Annotated in this window: 13 protein-coding genes and 1 tRNA gene; 1 reads left to right on the top strand and 13 read right to left on the bottom strand. The window is 62.7% G+C overall.

The features are described 5' to 3' along the window. Positions 1–66 precede the first annotated feature (66 nt). From MET49242_RS19080 to MET49242_RS23560, 13 genes are all read right to left on the bottom strand, one after another. The gene (locus tag MET49242_RS19080) at positions 67–1,047 is read right to left on the bottom strand and encodes a spore coat protein U domain-containing protein (RefSeq protein WP_036285369.1); all 981 of its coding nucleotides are present in this window, start codon (positions 1,045–1,047) and stop codon (positions 67–69) included. After that, the gene (locus MET49242_RS19075) at positions 1,044–3,515 is read right to left on the bottom strand and encodes a fimbria/pilus outer membrane usher protein (protein WP_036285366.1); all 2,472 of its coding nucleotides are present in this window, start codon (positions 3,513–3,515) and stop codon (positions 1,044–1,046) included. The genes MET49242_RS19080 and MET49242_RS19075 overlap by 4 nt, the downstream gene beginning before the upstream one ends. Next, positions 3,484–4,206, bottom strand: a complete 723-nt coding sequence (locus tag MET49242_RS19070; RefSeq protein WP_036285363.1) for a molecular chaperone — start codon at positions 4,204–4,206, stop codon at positions 3,484–3,486. Before MET49242_RS19070 ends, MET49242_RS19075 begins: the two co-directional genes overlap by 32 nt. 11 nt (positions 4,207–4,217) lie before the next feature. After that, a complete protein-coding gene (locus tag MET49242_RS19065) occupies positions 4,218–4,715 on the bottom strand; it encodes a spore coat U domain-containing protein (protein ID WP_036285360.1) in 498 nt (165 codons plus the stop codon). A 390-nt stretch (positions 4,716–5,105) separates the two neighbouring features. Next, complete coding sequence (locus MET49242_RS19060; protein ID WP_036285358.1) at positions 5,106–6,749, bottom strand: ABC-F family ATP-binding cassette domain-containing protein; 1,644 nt, start codon at positions 6,747–6,749, stop codon at positions 5,106–5,108. 74 nt (positions 6,750–6,823) lie between these two features. Then, positions 6,824–7,123, bottom strand: coding sequence for a hypothetical protein (locus MET49242_RS19055; protein ID WP_036285355.1), 300 nt, complete (start codon positions 7,121–7,123; stop codon positions 6,824–6,826). A 2-nt stretch (positions 7,124–7,125) separates the two neighbouring features. Then, positions 7,126–9,132, bottom strand: a complete 2,007-nt coding sequence (gene feoB / locus MET49242_RS19050; protein WP_051134323.1) for a ferrous iron transport protein B — start codon at positions 9,130–9,132, stop codon at positions 7,126–7,128. Next, entirely contained in the window at positions 9,129–9,371 is a 243-nt protein-coding gene (locus MET49242_RS19045) for a FeoA family protein (protein WP_158497333.1), read from the bottom strand. Before MET49242_RS19045 ends, feoB begins: the two co-directional genes overlap by 4 nt. Before the next feature lie 436 nt (positions 9,372–9,807). Next, positions 9,808–12,333, bottom strand: coding sequence for a TonB-dependent receptor (locus MET49242_RS19040; protein WP_036285349.1), 2,526 nt, complete (start codon positions 12,331–12,333; stop codon positions 9,808–9,810). Positions 12,334–12,684: 351 nt separating this feature from the next. Continuing rightward, positions 12,685–13,809, bottom strand: a complete 1,125-nt coding sequence (locus tag MET49242_RS19035; protein WP_036285346.1) for an aminotransferase — start codon at positions 13,807–13,809, stop codon at positions 12,685–12,687. 274 nt (positions 13,810–14,083) lie between these two features. Then, a tRNA-Phe gene (locus tag MET49242_RS19030) sits at positions 14,084–14,159 on the bottom strand. 448 nt (positions 14,160–14,607) lie between these two features. Next, positions 14,608–14,955: a hypothetical protein gene (locus MET49242_RS19025; RefSeq protein ID WP_144259697.1), complete on the bottom strand. Its 348-nt coding sequence runs from the start codon at positions 14,953–14,955 to the stop codon at positions 14,608–14,610. 12 nt (positions 14,956–14,967) lie between these two features. Further along, positions 14,968–15,684 carry a S24 family peptidase gene (locus tag MET49242_RS23560; protein ID WP_158497332.1) on the bottom strand — a complete coding sequence of 239 codons (717 nt, stop codon included), beginning with the start codon at positions 15,682–15,684 and terminating at the stop codon, positions 14,968–14,970. Between the two features lie 98 nt (positions 15,685–15,782). Between MET49242_RS23560 and MET49242_RS19015 the strand changes: the two genes are divergently transcribed. After that, the gene (locus MET49242_RS19015) at positions 15,783–16,100 is read left to right on the top strand and encodes a helix-turn-helix domain-containing protein (RefSeq protein WP_158497331.1); all 318 of its coding nucleotides are present in this window, start codon (positions 15,783–15,785) and stop codon (positions 16,098–16,100) included. The last annotated feature ends 51 nt before the right edge of the window (positions 16,101–16,151 follow it).

The raw sequence follows: 16,151 nt of genomic DNA, 5'->3' as shown, positions 1-16,151 counted from the left end.
CCCGGGCGCCTTCTCTATCTGCGCCTTTGGCTCCCGCTTTCAATGACGCCTTCCGGATCAGGCCGTTCAGTAAGTAATCGTCACAACCACCGTGTCCGTATAAGTCGCTGCCGCAGGCGTCGATTGCGCCGGCACGCGGCCATAGCCCGTTTGCGCCTGCGCGAGCCCCGTGCCCGTCCCGCTCAGCGTGAAAGTGCCGGAAGTTCCATCCCCCCAGACCTCCGTGCGACCGGCATTGCGATAGATGGTGTAATCGATCGTCGCTCCGCCGGGCCCGGTCATCTTGCGCAGCGCGACAGTTCCGCCGACGCCGCTTCCCGCGCTGAGGCTGGCGTTCCAGGGCGTGCCGTTCGTGCAGGTGACGGAGATCGTGTTCGTAGAGTCGACATTGGCGTTCAGCACGCCAGTCGACCCGAAATCGAGAGTCGTGGCGGAGACGAGACAATTGGACGCGACTGTCGCGCTGACGGTGAAGGTCGTATCGCTGGAGCCCTCCATTGAGCTGCTGCACGCAGGACAAATGACGAGAAGGCAAAAGGTCCAGTTGAGCCGCGCGTTGACGCCCGAAAAGGACGAAAGATAGGAGAGCGCCGGCGCCGTCGACTGCCCGCCCGGAAGTCTCGCGTATAGCGTCGTCGTCAGCGAGCCGCTGCCCAATAGTCCGAGTGGAACCGTCAGAGTCGGCGGCGGGTCGGCGAAACCCCACAAACTGGAGCCCCAGACCGTTGTGCGGGCGGCGTCCTGATACAGCTGGTAATTGAGCAGATTCGAGCCATTGCTCATGTGTCGCGTCGACGACGTGGCTCCGCCGGAGCCGGCCCCGATATTCGGGCAAGCGCGAACAACGAGACTTGCAAGCCCACCGCTGCAATCGATGTTCACCGTCGATGTGACGTCGACGGCGCCGCCTCCGAGGACATCGGCCACGCCAAAGGCCACATTATCCACGCTCCAGCTGCAGGCGTGCTGCGCAAGGGCGTTCGTGGCGATGAGCGACGCCAGGAAGGCGAATATCCACCCGCACAAATATCGCGAACGTCGCATCATCGACATATGACGCCCCTTATGACCGTCTGCTCCCCCGCGCGCGGGGCATATTCGAATTCCGCAACGCAAGAGCCTTCTTCGGAAACGTCGATGCGCACGGCGTTCTGATCGGACAGATTGCGAATATAGGCCTGCCCGTCGTAGCCGATGACGAAGGGCTGGCCATCGCTCTCCAGCCTTCCCCTGACGCCGACGCGCAATGGCTTGCCCGCGCTGTCCACGAATGCGACGAGCGCCGCCTTCGGCGTTTGCGACACGCCGAATTTTACGACGACGCCATTGCGGTCGGCAGGGACGACAATTTCATTCGTCGTCGTCACATCCGCGTCGACCGGCACACTTTTCGGATCGATCGACAGCTTGTTTTTCTGATAGGAATTCAGATAAGGCACCAGCAGCTTGCCCTGGCGGTTCGTTCGCCCGATGGGACGATTCTCATATTGCACCTCGACATCGGGCGCGCCCGCGTCGACGACGGCGAAAGCGTCGTCGATCCGGTTTCCGAAGAAAACGCCGCCGCCTGCGACTGCAATGGAGCCCTCGGCCTGGCCGGTCGCGCGCGTTTGATTGGCGTATTGCTGAACATTCGCTTCGACGCGCGCAAATGACGCGCGGTAGCTGGCGCCAGCAAATCTGTCCGTGCGATAGCCTTCGCCATTGCGCAGGCGCCAGCCGTAACTGCCCTCCTCGCGTTTTTCCGCCTTCACCGCGCTCGTAATGAATCTCACGCCGTCGGGCGCGCGCTCGGCGCCGGTGGACAGGGTAATGTCATTGCCGAAGGGGAACGACAGTCCGGCAAAAAAGCCGAAATTGCGTTCATTTGCGAGATCCTTGAAGGCGGACAGAAACGCCGAGCCGCCAAAGATGATCGGCCGGCTGTAGGAGAACCCCAGAACGCGCGTCCGGTTCCCCAGCGCATTCTGCAATTGCGTGAAATTGACGCTCAAGCTCGAGGAATCGAAAGGGATCGGGACTCCGAGGCCGAACTGGTCGATGGCTCTGGGCGGCAGAATATTCGTCACCGCGAAACCGCCGAGAATGGAAGGCGGAAATGCCGGCGTTCCCCATTGGGGAACCGCGCAGACATTTCCGGTCAGGAAGGTGCAATTGGCGGTGACCGCGGCAATATCGAGATAATTGCCGAATGTGCGCTGGCTGCGCGCATAAATCGAGACGCCGCGGATATTGGTCTCGAAGCTCGCGTTGAAAAGCCCGCCGGTCAATCCTCCGAAACGACTGCCAGCCAAAGCCAGGGAGGCGGCGCCCCAGGAGCCGAGCGTGAAGGCCGCGCCCGCCCCGGCGTTGATCAATCCGCCGCCGCCGCCCTCCCCATGCCCCTCGAGCGTAAGCCAGTTCGTGAGACCGTAGCGGGCGCTGGCGGATCCGATCGGCCGGCGATCATAATTATTGGATTCGATTCCACTGAAGCGTCGCGCGAAACCGGCTTCCATGGAAAAATCATAGAGCCCTTCCGCAAGCTGCTTGCTCGACACATAGAACGGCAAAGTGGCGACCGTCTCACGCCCGAGAGAATCATGCAGCACGACTTGCGCCGTGCCTGCGCCGCTAGCAACCGGCATATGCGTGATCTCGAACGGCCCGGACGGCACCGCGCCGGAATATGTCTTCACGTTCTGCGCATAGACGTCGATGGTGGAGGGCACGGCCGCGCTGCCGGACAGAACCGGAAGCGGCAAGGTGACGAGATCCGGCCGAAGCGCAAAATTGCGCTGGACCTGAACGCCGGACATGCGCACGGGCCGAGTCCAGGCAAGACCGCCGGAAATAGTGTCGCCGACGCGATAGGTTATCAGCCTTTCCGGGTCGGAATAGGTCCATCGCGTGTCGAGGCGCACGAAGCCGAGCTGGCGAACCGCGGAATTCGCGAGGAAGGACTGACTCAATGTTCCATAGGGGCTGAAGACGCGCGCGTCGAAATTCCCCGATACGCCGCGCAGATTCAGCGGATAGCGAAAGAATGTTCCGTCGGAATTTGCAAAGAGCGTGTAATTGAGCACGCCGCCGAAGCTCGTCAGCGGAATCGGATTTTCCGCGGTCCGCCTCGGACTGAGGTCGATGACGCGCGGCGCGCGCGCGGTTTCCGCGACGGTAAAGAAAATCCGCTGCGACGCCTCGTCGATTCGATATTGCACGCCCGCGAGGCGATCGATGTGGACGAGCTTGTCGGTCCCGATGGCTTCGCGTCTTGGCTCGAGACCGATCGCCCGCGTTTCTTCCCGCGTCGCCGCGAGAGAGCCGTCGGTGAGCTGCCTGAAGGCGCCGATGAGGCCAATGGGAGCCCCGTCGATGAAAACTTCGAGCTGAAGTTCGCGGGCCGTGATCGCGACTCCATTCGACAAGCCGCTCGCATCAGGGACTTGTTGAGCGCGCGCCGCGCAGGGAGTGACGACGGACACGCCCACGAGCAGGAGCCAGCTAGCGGCCGGAAGAAACCGCGACCGTCGCATTGATCGCTCCCGAATCGCCTTTGGCGGAGAGCGTGAGCGGACGGCGTAAGATAGCGCCGCCCTTCATGCGCGGAATCGACCAGCGCATGACGGCGCCCGGCAGCACATAGCCCACCAGTCCGTTTCGGACGGCGACGGTCTTGCCGCCGTCCGACAGTTTCAGATCGGAGACGCGCAAATGACGGGAGCCATTGTTTTTCGCGCTCAGCTCGATTCCGGCCTTGGACGGCTCCGCGGTCCACACGACCTGCGGCGGCTCGGCGTCGCGACTCGTGATGAATATCGGGATCGAATAGCGAACGACGACGGTGACGGCGCCGGGAACGCGTCGCGAGTCGTCCGGCAGTTCGTCCACGAGTAATCGATAGCTCTCCTCCCCTTCGACCTGAGATCTCGTCACACGAACGACGCGAACCAGATAATCGGCGCCCGGCGGAAGCGTCGTCAACGGCGGACTGGCGACGACGTCGCCCGTCGGTTCGAGAATCTCTTCCCCTCCCTCCTGCGACCACCGGAAGACGCGGATCTGGACATTGAGGGGCCTGGAGTCCTCATTGCGCAGACTGAGCGTCGCGGCGGCGTCGGGAGCGATGAGATCAAGCCTCGCCGGAGCGGCCCGGAGCGACGCGGCCTGTGCGGCGGCTTGGCCCAGCAAAGCTGCGGCGACGGCGATCAACAAGCGCGAACGCAAGCCCGCCCTCCCTAAAATGTGACCGTAGCCGTGATGGTGTCGGTGTATGTGCCGGCGGCGGGCGTCGATTGCGAAGGAACGCGGCCATAGCCTGTCTGAGCCTGCCCCGTGCCGGTCCCGGTTCCGCTCACGGTGAAGGTCGAGGAAACGCCATCGCCCCAGACCTCCGTGCGGGACGGGTCCCTGTAGATCGTATAATCGACGGTGGCCGACGCCGGTCCCGTCATCTTGCGCACAGCCAGCGTCGCGCCGGAGCCCGTGCCTTCATTCAGGCTGATGCTCCAGGGAAGACCGTTGTTGCAGGTGACGGTGATGGTGTTCGTCGAGTCGACATTGGCCGAGAGAACGCCGGACGAGCCAAAGTCCAGAGTCGTCGCCGATAATGTGCAGGCGCTCTGTATGACGATCTGGACGTTGAAGGTTGTTGTCTCTGTCGCGGCGTAGGCCGTGCAGGCGAAGAACCCGAACGCCGCAGCCGCCATCCGCAGCGTTATCGCACGATATCGCATTTAGCCCGCCCCTGAATGTGTAGATGTAGTTATTCATATTTAATGCGCTCGCCAGTGCAAGCGTTGCCATTGAAAGATAATTACATTACATTAGAATGTGCGCATTTTACATTTTTTATGTATTTTCTTGCGATTCCGCAGCTTGTTCCGCTGGACATCGGCTGCAAATTCGCGTGATGTCATCGCACTAACGATTTACAGTAGCGGCGCGCGTATCTTTCGCCAGCCTGAGAAGGCGACGACAAACAGATGCTCTTGTCGCAACTATTCCTGCGAAGTCATCAAATCACGTCACAGGGATGAGCGGGCGCCCGTCCGAGATCTCGCACTGCATTGCGATCGCCGCGCGCTCTCTTTGTCGCTGGGGGCGCCGACGATTGCGTGAAGCGGTCAGGCGCCTGTCCGCTTCATACAGCCATGCAGGCCGGGAGCCTCGTGGCCCGTGCGCGCCACATATTCCGTATAGCCGCCGCCATACTGATGAACGCCCTCGGGCGTCAGCTCCAGCACACGATTGGACAGCGCAGCCAGGAAATGCCGGTCGTGCGAAACGAAAAGCATTGCGCCCTCGTAATTCGACAGCGCGGTGATGAGCATTTCCTTCGTCGCGAGATCCAGATGGTTCGTGGGCTCGTCCAGCACGAGGAAGTTCGGCGGGTCGTAGAGCATTTTCGCCATCACGAGCCGCGCCTTCTCGCCGCCCGAGAGCACACGGCATTTCTTCTCGACGTCGTCGCCGGAAAAACCGAAACAGCCGGCCAGCGTGCGCAGCGAGCCCTGCCCCGCCTGCGGGAAAGAATCCTCCAGCGACTCGAAAACCGTCCGCTCTCCGTCGAGCAGGTCCATGGCGTGTTGCGCGAAATAGCCCATCTTCACGCTGGCGCCGAGATCGACCGCGCCGTCGTCCGGCGCAGTGGCGCCGGCCACCAGCTTCAGCAGCGTGGACTTGCCGGCGCCATTGACTCCCATGACGCACCAGCGTTCCTTGCGGCGAACCTGGAAGTCGAGCCTCTCATAGATGCTGCGGGAGCCATAGCGCTTGCTCACGTTCTTCAGCGTCGCCACGTCCTCGCCGGACCGCGGCGCCGGCGGGAACTCGAACAAGATCGTCTGGCGGCGCCTGGGGGGCTCCACCTTTTCGATCTTCTCCAGCTTCTTCACACGGCTTTGCACCTGCGCGGCGTGCGAGGCGCGCGCCTTGAAGCGCTCGATGAACTTGATCTCCTTGGCGAGCATCGCCTGCTGACGCTCGTACTGGGCCTGCGCCTGCTTCTCGCTCTGCGCGCGTTGCTGCTCATAAAACTCGTAGTCGCCCGAATAGGTCGTCAACGCGCCGGCGTCGATCTCCACGATCTTCGTGACGATGCGATTCATGAACTCGCGGTCGTGCGAGGTCATCAGCAACGCGCCCTCGTAACCCTTGAGGAACCCCTCCAGCCAGATGAGGCTTTCGAGGTCCAGATGGTTACTCGGCTCGTCGAGCAGCATGGCGTCGGGGCGCATGAGGAGGATGCGCGCGAGCGCTACGCGCATCTTCCAGCCCCCTGACAGCGCGCCCACGTCGCCGTCCATCATCTCCTGCGTGAAGTTCAGGCCCGCCAGCACTTCGCGCGCCCGTCCCTCCAGCGCGTAGCCGTCCAGTTCCTCGAAGCGCGCCTGGACCTCGCCATAGCGTTCGATGATCTCGTCCATTTCGTCCGCCCGGTCGGGATCGACCATGGCCTGCTCCAGCTCCCTCAGCTCGGCCGCCACGGCGCTCACCGGGCCGGCGCCGTCCATTGCCTCGGAGACCGCGCTGCGGCCCGACATCTCGCCCACGTCCTGATTGAAGTAGCCGATGGTGACGCCGCGATCGACGGCGACCTGCCCCTCGTCCGGCTGGTCCTGCCCCGTGATCATCCGGAAGAGCGTCGTCTTGCCGGCGCCGTTGGGCCCGACGAGGCCGACCTTCTCGCCTTTCAGGAGCGTCGCGGAAGCCTCGATGTAGAGGATCTGGTGGCCGTTCTGTTTGCTGATGTTTTCGAGGCGAATCATGTGCTCACGGGAACCGGGGGAGACTGCCTCGCCCTTACGCCATGCGGCGCGCGGGCGAAAGAGCGATCAGGGGATCACACCTCCTGGCCTTGGCAGGCGCCGCCGTCGCGGCCGGACAGGCGACGGAACGCGCGGTCGCCCTTTTCGGTGATCACCCAAAGACGGGGTTGGCGAATGAAACGGCATCTCTCCTTCACCGGGCAATGCCCGCAGGGAGCCGCGCATTGCGACGCGACCGCCGCCAGATAGCCCAGGCGCACGAGCTCCTCGAAAAGCTGCTCCGCCACGGCCGGGCTTACCGCCATCTCGCGCGCGAGCGCGTCGATCGTCAACGCGCCCTTGTCCGCCGCAAGACGAAGGACATTGTCGAGCATGTCTACGCCGCCTTTGTGAACCAGCTCGCCGAGTGATAGGCGAGCGCGCCGCCGAGGACCGCTATGACGAAGAGCAGCGCGACGCTGAAAAGCGTCCACGCCCAGCTGCGCGTCTCCTGCTTCATCGCGGCGACCGTCGCAGCGCAGGGAATGAAGAGCATTGTGGTGACGAGAAACGAAAGGCCCGACGCCATCGTCACCGAGGTCGAAAGCGCGTCGGCGAGCGAGCCGCCTTCGGCCTTGTAGAGGATGCCGAGAGTCGAAATGGCGTTCTCCTTGGCGACGAAGCTCGTCAGAAGGGCGACCGTAAGGCGCCAATCGAAGCCCAGAAGACCCCCGAGCGGCTCGATCACGCGTCCAAGCTGCGCCAGATAGCTTTGCTCGATATCGCCGGTGGGAAAATAGCCGAGCGTCCACACCGCGGTCGCCACGGCGAGAATCATCGTGCTCGCCCGGCGCAGGAACGACCATGTATGATTCCACATGAACAGCCCGATGGAGCGCATATTGGGCCGATGATACAGCGGCAGCTCCATGATGAACGCCACGCGCTCGCCCCGAAAGAGCGTGTGATTGAGGACGGCGCCCACGACAGCCAGAACGGCGATGTTCAGCATGACGAGCCCCCAGGAGACCCAGACCGCATATTGGCCGAAGAACACGGGGGCGAGAAAGGCGAGGACCGCGAAACGCGCGCTGCACGGCACGAGCGGCGCCAGAAGGATGGTGAGCAGGCGTCCGCTCGCCGACTCGATCACGCGCGCGCCCATGATCGCCGGCACGTTGCAGCCGAAGCCGAGGCAAAAAGGCAGGAAGCTTTTGCCGTGCAGACCGATGAGATGCATGAAGCGGTCCGTGAGATAGGCGACGCGCGCGAGATAGCCCGTGTCTTCGAGCAGGCCGAAAATCGCGTAGAAGACGAGAAGCAGCGGAACGAAGGTCATCACGAGACCGACGCCGCCCAGCACGCCGTCCGTCAGAAAATGTGAAAACGCCGCTGGCGCGCCTGTGAGCGCCGTTCCGGCCCATTCCCGCAACGGCGCGATGACGCCGGTTTCGAGCATCCGCTGAAGCGGCCAGGCGATCGCGAAAGTCAGCCAGAAAGTCAGGCCCAGCACGCAGATGAGCATCGCCATGCCGAACAGCGGATGCAGCGCGATCCGGTCGATCCGTTCGGTGACGTTGACAGCCTCGAGCCGGGGCCGCTCCACCGCCGCCGAGACCATGCGGCCGACCCATTCGTAGCGGCCGCCGGCTACGTCGAGGACGGCGTCCTCATGCTGCGCCAGAAGCGTCATGACCTTTTCCCAGCTTTTCTCCGGGAGCCAGCCTTGCGCCAGCGCGCTTATTTCGCGATCGCCTTCGAGCAACTTGGTGGCGACCCATTCCGCCTGATAGGGGCGCGGCGCGTGATCGCCTATCAACGCGCGCAAATCGGCGAGCGCGCGCTTGTGGCCGGCGCCGATCTGCGGACGCACGGGATGGAACGAGCGAGGATCGTCCGCCAGACGGATCGCCGCTTCGACGACTTCGGCCACGCCCTCATTACGGGTGGCGACGATCGGCGCGACGGGCACGCCGAGAGCGGCCTCCAGCATCGCCGGCTCGATATGAACGCCCTCATCCGCCGCGACGTCGATCATGTTCAGCCCGAGCACGACCGGCGCGGGCAGCGCGAGCAATTCGGCGAGAAGATAAAGATTGCGCTCGATCGCCGCGGCGTTCGCCACCATGATCACGACGTCCGGCTGCTCCCTTATGATAAAGTCTCTCGCAATTCTCTCCTCCTCCGAACTTGCGGTGAGGCCATAGGCGCCGGGGAGATCGAGGATACGGATCTCCCGCCCGCCATGCATGAACACGCCTTCCTTGCGCTCCACGGTCTTGCCGGGCCAATTGCCGACATGCTGGCTGAGACCGGTCAGCATGTTGAAGATCGTCGATTTCCCGACGTTCGGCTGACCGGCGAGCGCGATCGTCATCGCGCGATTGGGGTCGCTTGCGCTCACTGGGAGACCTCCACGATAATCTGGCGGGCTTCATCGCGGCCGATAGCGAGGAGAGTGTTGCGCGCGCGTATAAGCATCGGCCCCCGGAAAGGGTTTTGCAGAACCTCCGCCGCCGTGCCGACCGCGAGCCCCAGCAGCATGAATCGCCCGTTGAGCTCCCGATCGGCCCGCAGCTCGCGCACGACCACATGGGCGCCGGCCCTGATCTGGTCGAGGGAAGGGTATTTAACGTCTGACATCGTCATGATCCGCCGGCGCAAGCGTCCCCTTGCGGCGAGAATGGTCGCTTCCTGTCTCCCAACCAAATCTAACCCCTTCGCGCCTCTTTCAAGAAGCCCGCTTCGGCAAAGGCGTCGGCGTCATTTGGACGCTGGGGACAGAACCCGGTTGTTTGCGGGAGGGACGCGCGAAGACGGGCGTCGTTCGGACCCTCATGGATCCGCCGTCATTGCGCCGCGGGCCCGATTCCGGATCGGGCGCGAGCGTCGCCGCATCCCGGCGATCTTGCCGGCGCCGCCCGGCCGCGCGCCGTTCCGCAACCAGCGGCGAGAAATCACAGGGCCTCCGGCGCGGCGCCTGTCGAAACGAAAGCCGGCGCAGAAATGGAAAGGACCGCTACGTCCAACGTAGCGGTCCCCTGCTTGCCGTAAACCGATTTCCGGCCGTCGTTCTTCGTCACTCCCAGAACTTCACCAACTGGAATGGCTCCGTCAGGTCGGGACCCTTCTTGATTGACGGATCGAACTCGATCGGTCCGCCAAAGGTCAGACGCCATGACGGCGGCTCGACCGGGTGGCCGACAACGCCCATCTGACCGACGCCGCAGACATCCGGCGTCGTCGGGAGGCCGGAAAGGCCGTTACACGCCCTGAAGAGCGGGTCGGTCGGCAGGAATGATCCATAGGCGTATGCGATCTGCTGCGAACGCGAGTTGAACATGTTGAAGACATCGAGCTGAAGCTTCCAGCCTTCCTTCCAGCGATAGCCGACGCGCAGGTTCACCGTGCCGATCGCCGGGCTCTTGAAGTAGCCGTCCTCGGTCAGGGCGCGCGGCGCGATATAACGATATTTGGCGTTGGCGAACCATCCGGTCGCCTCGCCCAGTTCGATCGCGCCGGTCGCGACGATCGGCGTCGCATTGACCAGATAATTGCCGGGGGCGTTGCCCGCCCAGGCGCCCCATTCGAATGCGCCGGGCTGCAGGAGCGCCCAATAGAGATCGGCCTGATCCTGATTATACCCTCTGAACCGGGCGTAGGTCGCCGTCACGTCGCCCTCGAAGGCCATCCATGACAGCGGGCGGTAGTGGTTGGTGAATTCGATGCCGACGCGATTGGCGCCGCGCGCGATTTCCGTATTGCCCGAGTCGCCGGCGAAGATGTTTTCCTGATTCGTCCGGATGAAGAACAGCGTCGCGGCGCTTTCGAGCTTGTCGATCGCCCTCGTCTTGACGCCGATTTCCGCGCCGGTCGAAGCCGAGAGAAGCCCCTGTCTCTGGACGGGCACATAGCCGAATTCCTCGGTGACTTCGGAAGCGTTGAAGCGCTGCGTCGTCGCGCGGAAGTCGTTCGAATGGAAGCCGCGTCCGAAGTTCATGTAGAAATCGGTCTTGTCATCCCAGGGATTGATGACGACCGAGGCTTTCGGGCTGATCAGCTGGGCGTTCGACGCCCCGTTATTGAAAGGCCCCGTCCACACGCGGAAGGCGTTCTGGAACAGATTGGCGCCAGGGTCCAGACCGATTCCGGCGATAGGCGCCTGCAAATAGGTCTGGAGCCCGTAATTGCTGCCCCAGAAATAATCCCAGCGCGTGCCGACGATCGTTCTCAGCCACGGCGACCATTTGGTCTTGAGTTCCGTCAGCAGCGAAATATTGCCCTCGCTGACATGATCGTTCCGGATCGTGTCGTAGGGGCTGCGAAGGAACGTGTCCTGCAGACCGATTCGAATATCGTCGTAGCGCGACTGGAAGCCGAACTTCAGTTCGGACTCCTTGTCCAGAAGTGTAAATTTCCGCGTGTGATAGGCGTTGCCGCCGACCATCGTGCGCCGGTCGAACTGGCGGAACTGATCGCCCAGCACGGGATTGACGAGGTAATAGGTGAAGTTGTTGTAGAGATTGAGCGTCGAATGCATCGCGAAGGCTTCGACCTTCGTTCTGTAATTCTCCGTCTCCTCCGCCCAGCGGCCGGAAAGGCTGAAGCGTGTCGTGTCGCCCCCGTCCGTCGGGTTCAGCGTGCCCCAGCGCGACATCTGGTTGGTGTCGATCGCGCGCATCGGGATCTGGTCGGTCGAGTTCCAGCGATTCGCATAGGCCATGCCGGTTATCGACATGCCGTTGTTTTCCTCGCCGCGCGACCAGCGCAGGACGGTGTTGATCTTGCGCGCGTTGTTCGGGGAAATCCACGGCCCCTGATAGGTGGAGATTTCGCCGCCGCCGAGAATGTCGCCGCCGGCGTATTCCCAGGACTTCATGCCGAACTGGCGACCGTAGCCGAAGGCTCCGGCCGTCGACGAGAAGACGCCCTCCGGAACTTTCTGCAGATATTGCATCCGGATCGTGCCGGCGTTGGAAAAATCGCCGTCTTCGACGTTATAGGGCCCCTTGCGCGCGTCGATATAGGCCAGCATTTCGGGAATGACGAAATTGGCGTCCGCGTATCCCTGGCCATGACCATGGGTGCGCATGTTGAGCGGCATGGAGTCGAGATAGAGCGCCAGATCCGTGCCATGATCGAGATCGAAGCCACGCAGATAATATTGATTGGCCTTGCCCTCGCCGCTGTGCTGCGTGACCGCGAGACCCGGAACGATCTCCAGCGCTTCGCCGGGTCTGAATGCGGGGATGGTGTTGACCTGTCCGCCGGTGAAGAAACGCTCGCTCGAGGAAGGCATTTCCTTCGGCGGCGCCGGATAGTTGATCCTCGGGCCAAGCGCCGTGTTCTGCTGCGCGGAGGAGCCGAAAGAATCATTCTTGTCGGGAGCGGGAGCAGGCGCCGCGGCGATGATCGGGGACGACGGTCGGGCGGCTGTCACCGGCTGCCTCGCGGCGCGCGCATGTTCGTGCGGCACCGAGACCATTCTGCGATGGCCGCCGACGTCGATCGTCGGCAGCGATACTGTATGAGCGAAGGCTTCGCTGAAACAGCCGGCGGCGAGAAGTGCGAGAACGGAGGTGGCGGCCGATTGTTTAATGCGCATTTTGATCGTCCCCGGATCAAACGGACCTTGTTGCTGCAAATTGACCGATAGGGACGGAAAGGGCTATAGGCTCGGTAAGCGCTTTTCAGCTTTTACTCATATCTGTTGCCGATATGTCACAATTTGGCGCGCGACTTTGCAATGCAAAGAAACTCGCAAACCGCCGCGCCCGCACTGGTGTCGTGCTTGCAACATGTTCCCCCTCAGGACAGCGGAATCCGAACGGCGACGCTTCGCCTTTTCCCGAAGCCCGGGCGAACATTCACGACCCCCCGTTTGACGCCGAACGGTCGAGCTTAACGGGCGCGCCGGGTTCGCCGGCAATTTCCCGGCGGAGGCTCGGCCGGCGTCCTATCGCGCGATGTGACGCATGAAATCCGACACTCTCGCCAGCCCCGCCCTGAGCACGTCACGGTTGTTCGCATAGCCGATCCGCACATAGCCTTCGCTGTCCATCGCGCTGCCGGGCGTGAACATCACGCCTGTCTTTTCGAGCAGCGCGACGCAAAATTCGCGCGAGGTCATCCGCGTGTCGATGCGCACCCAGGCCGTCGTGCCCGACCTAGGCTTCACATAGGAGAGGCGTGCTTCTCCGGCGATCCATTCGTCGAGCAGCGCGAGGTTCGTGCGCAGAATACAATGATTGCGCTTCAGGATCGCGCCGCGATTTTCGAGGGCGATCGACGCGAGCAGATCGTTCAGCATGCCGACGCTGATCGTATTGTAGTCGCGATGGATCTGCACGCGGCCAATCACCTCGGCGGGCGCGACGATCCAGCCGACGCGCAGGCCCGCGAGCGACCATGTCTTCGACATGCTGCCCGTGCTGATCCCTTTCTCGTAGAGGTCCGCCATCGACGCCGTGAAACCGTCGCCATGCTGATCCGCGCCGCGATACACCTCGTCGCACAAGACATGAGCGCCGCATGAACGCGCAAGCTGCGCAATCTGCTCCAGAAACGCGCGCTCCATCAGCGAGCCGGTCGGATTGTTCGGATTGTTGATGACGATCACGCGCGTCGCCGGCGTGATCATTCGTTTCAGTTCGTCGAGGTCGGGCAGGAACGCATTTTCCTCGCGCAGTCGCAAAACGTCGACTTTTGCGCCGTAGCTCTCGGGAATCGAATAATGCTGCTGATAGGTCGGCAAGACCGATATCACATGATCGCCCGGCTCGATGAGCGTCTCGTAGACGAGCGCGTTCGCGCTGATCGCGCCATGCGTAATCAGCACATTCTCGGCGCCCTGATTCTCGTATAGCGACGCGACGGCGCCGCGCAGACGCTCCGTGCCGTCGATCGCGCCATATGTGAGCTTCATCGGCAAAATCTCGCCGAGGAAAGCGTCCTCCTTGCCCGCGATCTTCAAAAGCTCGCCGACCGTCAGCGATTCGACGCAGGTCTCGGCGAGATTCAGCTGGCAATCGTTCTCGTAGAGATACATCCAGCGTTCGACCCCGAATTCCCTGATTTGCATGTCATCCGTCCTCGAGCAGCGGCTGTCGCGCGGGGCGCGCGGCCGGTTACGCCTGCGCAGCGCGGTTTGCCGCCGGGTATAGAACGTCGCGCGAAATCGCGAAATCGAGGGCGCAAGCTCTCGCCGGCGCGGGCGACTACAACACGAAATGTGTTTTCGTCATATGCCGCCCGGGCGTTCAGCATCCCGGAGATCTGCGCGCCTTCGACCCGCAAAGGCCACCCTGCGCCGCTGGCGCAGTTTTGATCGCAGGAAATTGCTATTAACGGGGGAGTGGTGCCCAGGGGCGGAATCGAACCACCGACACTGCGATTTTCAGTCGCATGCTCTACCAACTGAGCTACCTGGGCCCGCGCCGCAGCGCGTTGAGGGGGCTTATAGAAAGCGGGCGGCGACTTGTCCAGACCTCTTGCGCCGACTTTCTGCTTTCGAGCGCCGGCATTGTGACCCGACAGATCATATGGCACAGGCGGGCGTAGGCGGGGGTTGGCGGGATTTCGTGGGCGAAGGGCTTTGAAAACCGGGCTTTAGGGCAAACTGCGCGGGGCCGAGCGGGCTGCGCGGCGCGACAAATCAAATGGCACATTTGCCGAGGCCGATCCGGCCGACGCCTCGCCGAAACGCCCGGATTTACGGGCTTTTTCATTTTGCCGATCTGGCGGAGTGGGAACTGGAAGCGCCCGATCGTCAAAAATTCAAAAAATTCATAACTCCCCGGTTTCCTTGGCGTTGCGGCCGATAGCGAATAGTCTACCAAAATTGTAAAGAGGGAACCGGGGAGGCCGTTTCAAGCGGCTTTCAACGCCGTTTCAGAAAGCCCGAGGCGATCGATCCTCTGGGGCCGAAGCCGTCTTCCATCCACGAGCAAAGGGTCGCCTTGTCCTGCGAGCCGAAGGTTGCGTCGATCCTGTCCATTTCGGCGCGCGCCGTCTGGGCAATCTCGCCGCCCGGCTCGAGCGCGTCTTTCGGGAGGCCGAATTCGCGCATCGCCTGGACGATCACCAGCATATTCATGCGCAGTTCGGGGCATCGCTTCTCGGCATATAGAAGAATGGCCAAGTTTTTGGCGAAATTCCCCTGCTCGGTCGTCAACGCCGACGCGCCGAGCGGCGCGAAAACAGCCATGGCCACCAGAAAACGACGCATCGAAATCCTCCCTCAAAGCCGGTTGTCCCACCATATCACCCGGCCGTGGATAATGCAGCGCTTCAGCTCTGGGCCGCGCAGGATTTCGGGGTCGTAGGCGAGATTGTCGCTGATCACGACGATCTCGCCCTTGCCGTTCCGGCGCAGGCGCTTCACGCGGGGCTCATCACCAAAGACGTAAATGTCGGGATGGTCCCAATCCGACTTCCGTGGGGGCGGGCGCGGCGGCAGATCGGTCTCGCTCTCATTGACCAGCAAAAGCGCCCCGTCTGCGATCGTCGGCAGCATCGAGTCGCCCGAAGCGCGCATGAAAGCGAGCTTCGCCTTCGCCGCGCCGAGCTTGTGAAGCATCCATGCCGGGAAGGCCAGCCGCTCCTTGACCGCGACGATGTGATTGACGGAGCCGGGGCCGGCAGCGGCGCGCACGTCGAGATGCGGCACGACGGCGAACTGCGTCTCCGGCGCCCGCTTTTCACCATGCGTGGCGATTTGAGGCGTCGGATCATCGTCGACGCCCAGCAGATAACTCATCGAGACGCCGAGTTTTTCAGAGAGCGCGAGAAGCAGAGGCGCCTGCGGCTCATTTTCTCCGGCTCGCGCGCGGCGCAGCGTGTTGTCCGGAACACCCAATATTCTCGCGGCGTTAGCGACTGACCCGAGCGGGTCAGTCAGCTCGCAGACGCGGCGAGCGAACTCGGCCAGGTGCTCGGGCGGGACCTTACGACGCATTTTTGTCATCGCGCCTCACCAACCATGGTTGACCGAGCGCCAACCTTGGTTGTAAATTCACCATCAATGGTGATTTGCAGTTAGGTGAGGCGATGCAGATGGATTTTGCCACCACGGACGGTTGGCATCGGGCGGACATCCACGCGGCTGTCCGCAAGGCCGGGACCAATCTCGCCCGGATCGGCGAGAGCATCGGCCTGCGACGGCAGACGATGTATTGGGCGCTTTTTTCCAAGCCGAACCCCAAGGCGAATATGGCCATCGCCAATGTCATTGGCGTTCCTGTGCACCTGCTGTGGCCGCAGTGGTACGACGTGGACGGGAAAATCATCTCCACGCGACCGATCCCCAAGCCAGCGCGCGACCTTACCGCGCGGCGGTTTCAACCGTCCAGACCGCGCAACTTGGCGGCGTAACCCCGAATCCGGGCGGGCCTCGACATCACTCCCCGCCCCAACTCGCACTGC

This window comes from Methylocystis sp. ATCC 49242, from assembly GCF_000188155.2.
GTDB lineage: Bacteria > Pseudomonadota > Alphaproteobacteria > Rhizobiales > Beijerinckiaceae > Methylocystis.
Note: the sequence above shows the minus strand (reverse complement) of the source record. Positions and strands in the feature narration are given on the sequence as shown.

What these genes read in the sequence shown, in the direction of transcription:
- MET49242_RS19045 (WP_158497333.1), bottom strand. Translation starts at nt 9,371, where the DNA reads ATGTCAGACGTTAAATACCCTTCCCTCGACCAGATCAGGGCCGGCGCC.
- MET49242_RS19060 (WP_036285358.1), bottom strand. Translation starts at nt 6,749, where the DNA reads ATGATTCGCCTCGAAAACATCAGCAAACAGAACGGCCACCAGATCCTC.
- MET49242_RS19075 (WP_036285366.1), bottom strand. Translation starts at nt 3,515, where the DNA reads ATGCGACGGTCGCGGTTTCTTCCGGCCGCTAGCTGGCTCCTGCTCGTG.
- MET49242_RS19055 (WP_036285355.1), bottom strand. Translation starts at nt 7,123, where the DNA reads ATGCTCGACAATGTCCTTCGTCTTGCGGCGGACAAGGGCGCGTTGACG.
- MET49242_RS19025 (WP_144259697.1), bottom strand. Translation starts at nt 14,955, where the DNA reads ATGCGTCGTTTTCTGGTGGCCATGGCTGTTTTCGCGCCGCTCGGCGCG.
- MET49242_RS19035 (WP_036285346.1), bottom strand. Translation starts at nt 13,809, where the DNA reads ATGCAAATCAGGGAATTCGGGGTCGAACGCTGGATGTATCTCTACGAG.
- MET49242_RS19065 (WP_036285360.1), bottom strand. Translation starts at nt 4,715, where the DNA reads ATGCGATATCGTGCGATAACGCTGCGGATGGCGGCTGCGGCGTTCGGG.
- MET49242_RS19080 (WP_036285369.1), bottom strand. Translation starts at nt 1,047, where the DNA reads ATGATGCGACGTTCGCGATATTTGTGCGGGTGGATATTCGCCTTCCTG.
- MET49242_RS23560 (WP_158497332.1), bottom strand. Translation starts at nt 15,684, where the DNA reads ATGCGTCGTAAGGTCCCGCCCGAGCACCTGGCCGAGTTCGCTCGCCGC.
- MET49242_RS19015 (WP_158497331.1), top strand. Translation starts at nt 15,783, where the DNA reads ATGGATTTTGCCACCACGGACGGTTGGCATCGGGCGGACATCCACGCG.
- MET49242_RS19040 (WP_036285349.1), bottom strand. Translation starts at nt 12,333, where the DNA reads ATGCGCATTAAACAATCGGCCGCCACCTCCGTTCTCGCACTTCTCGCC.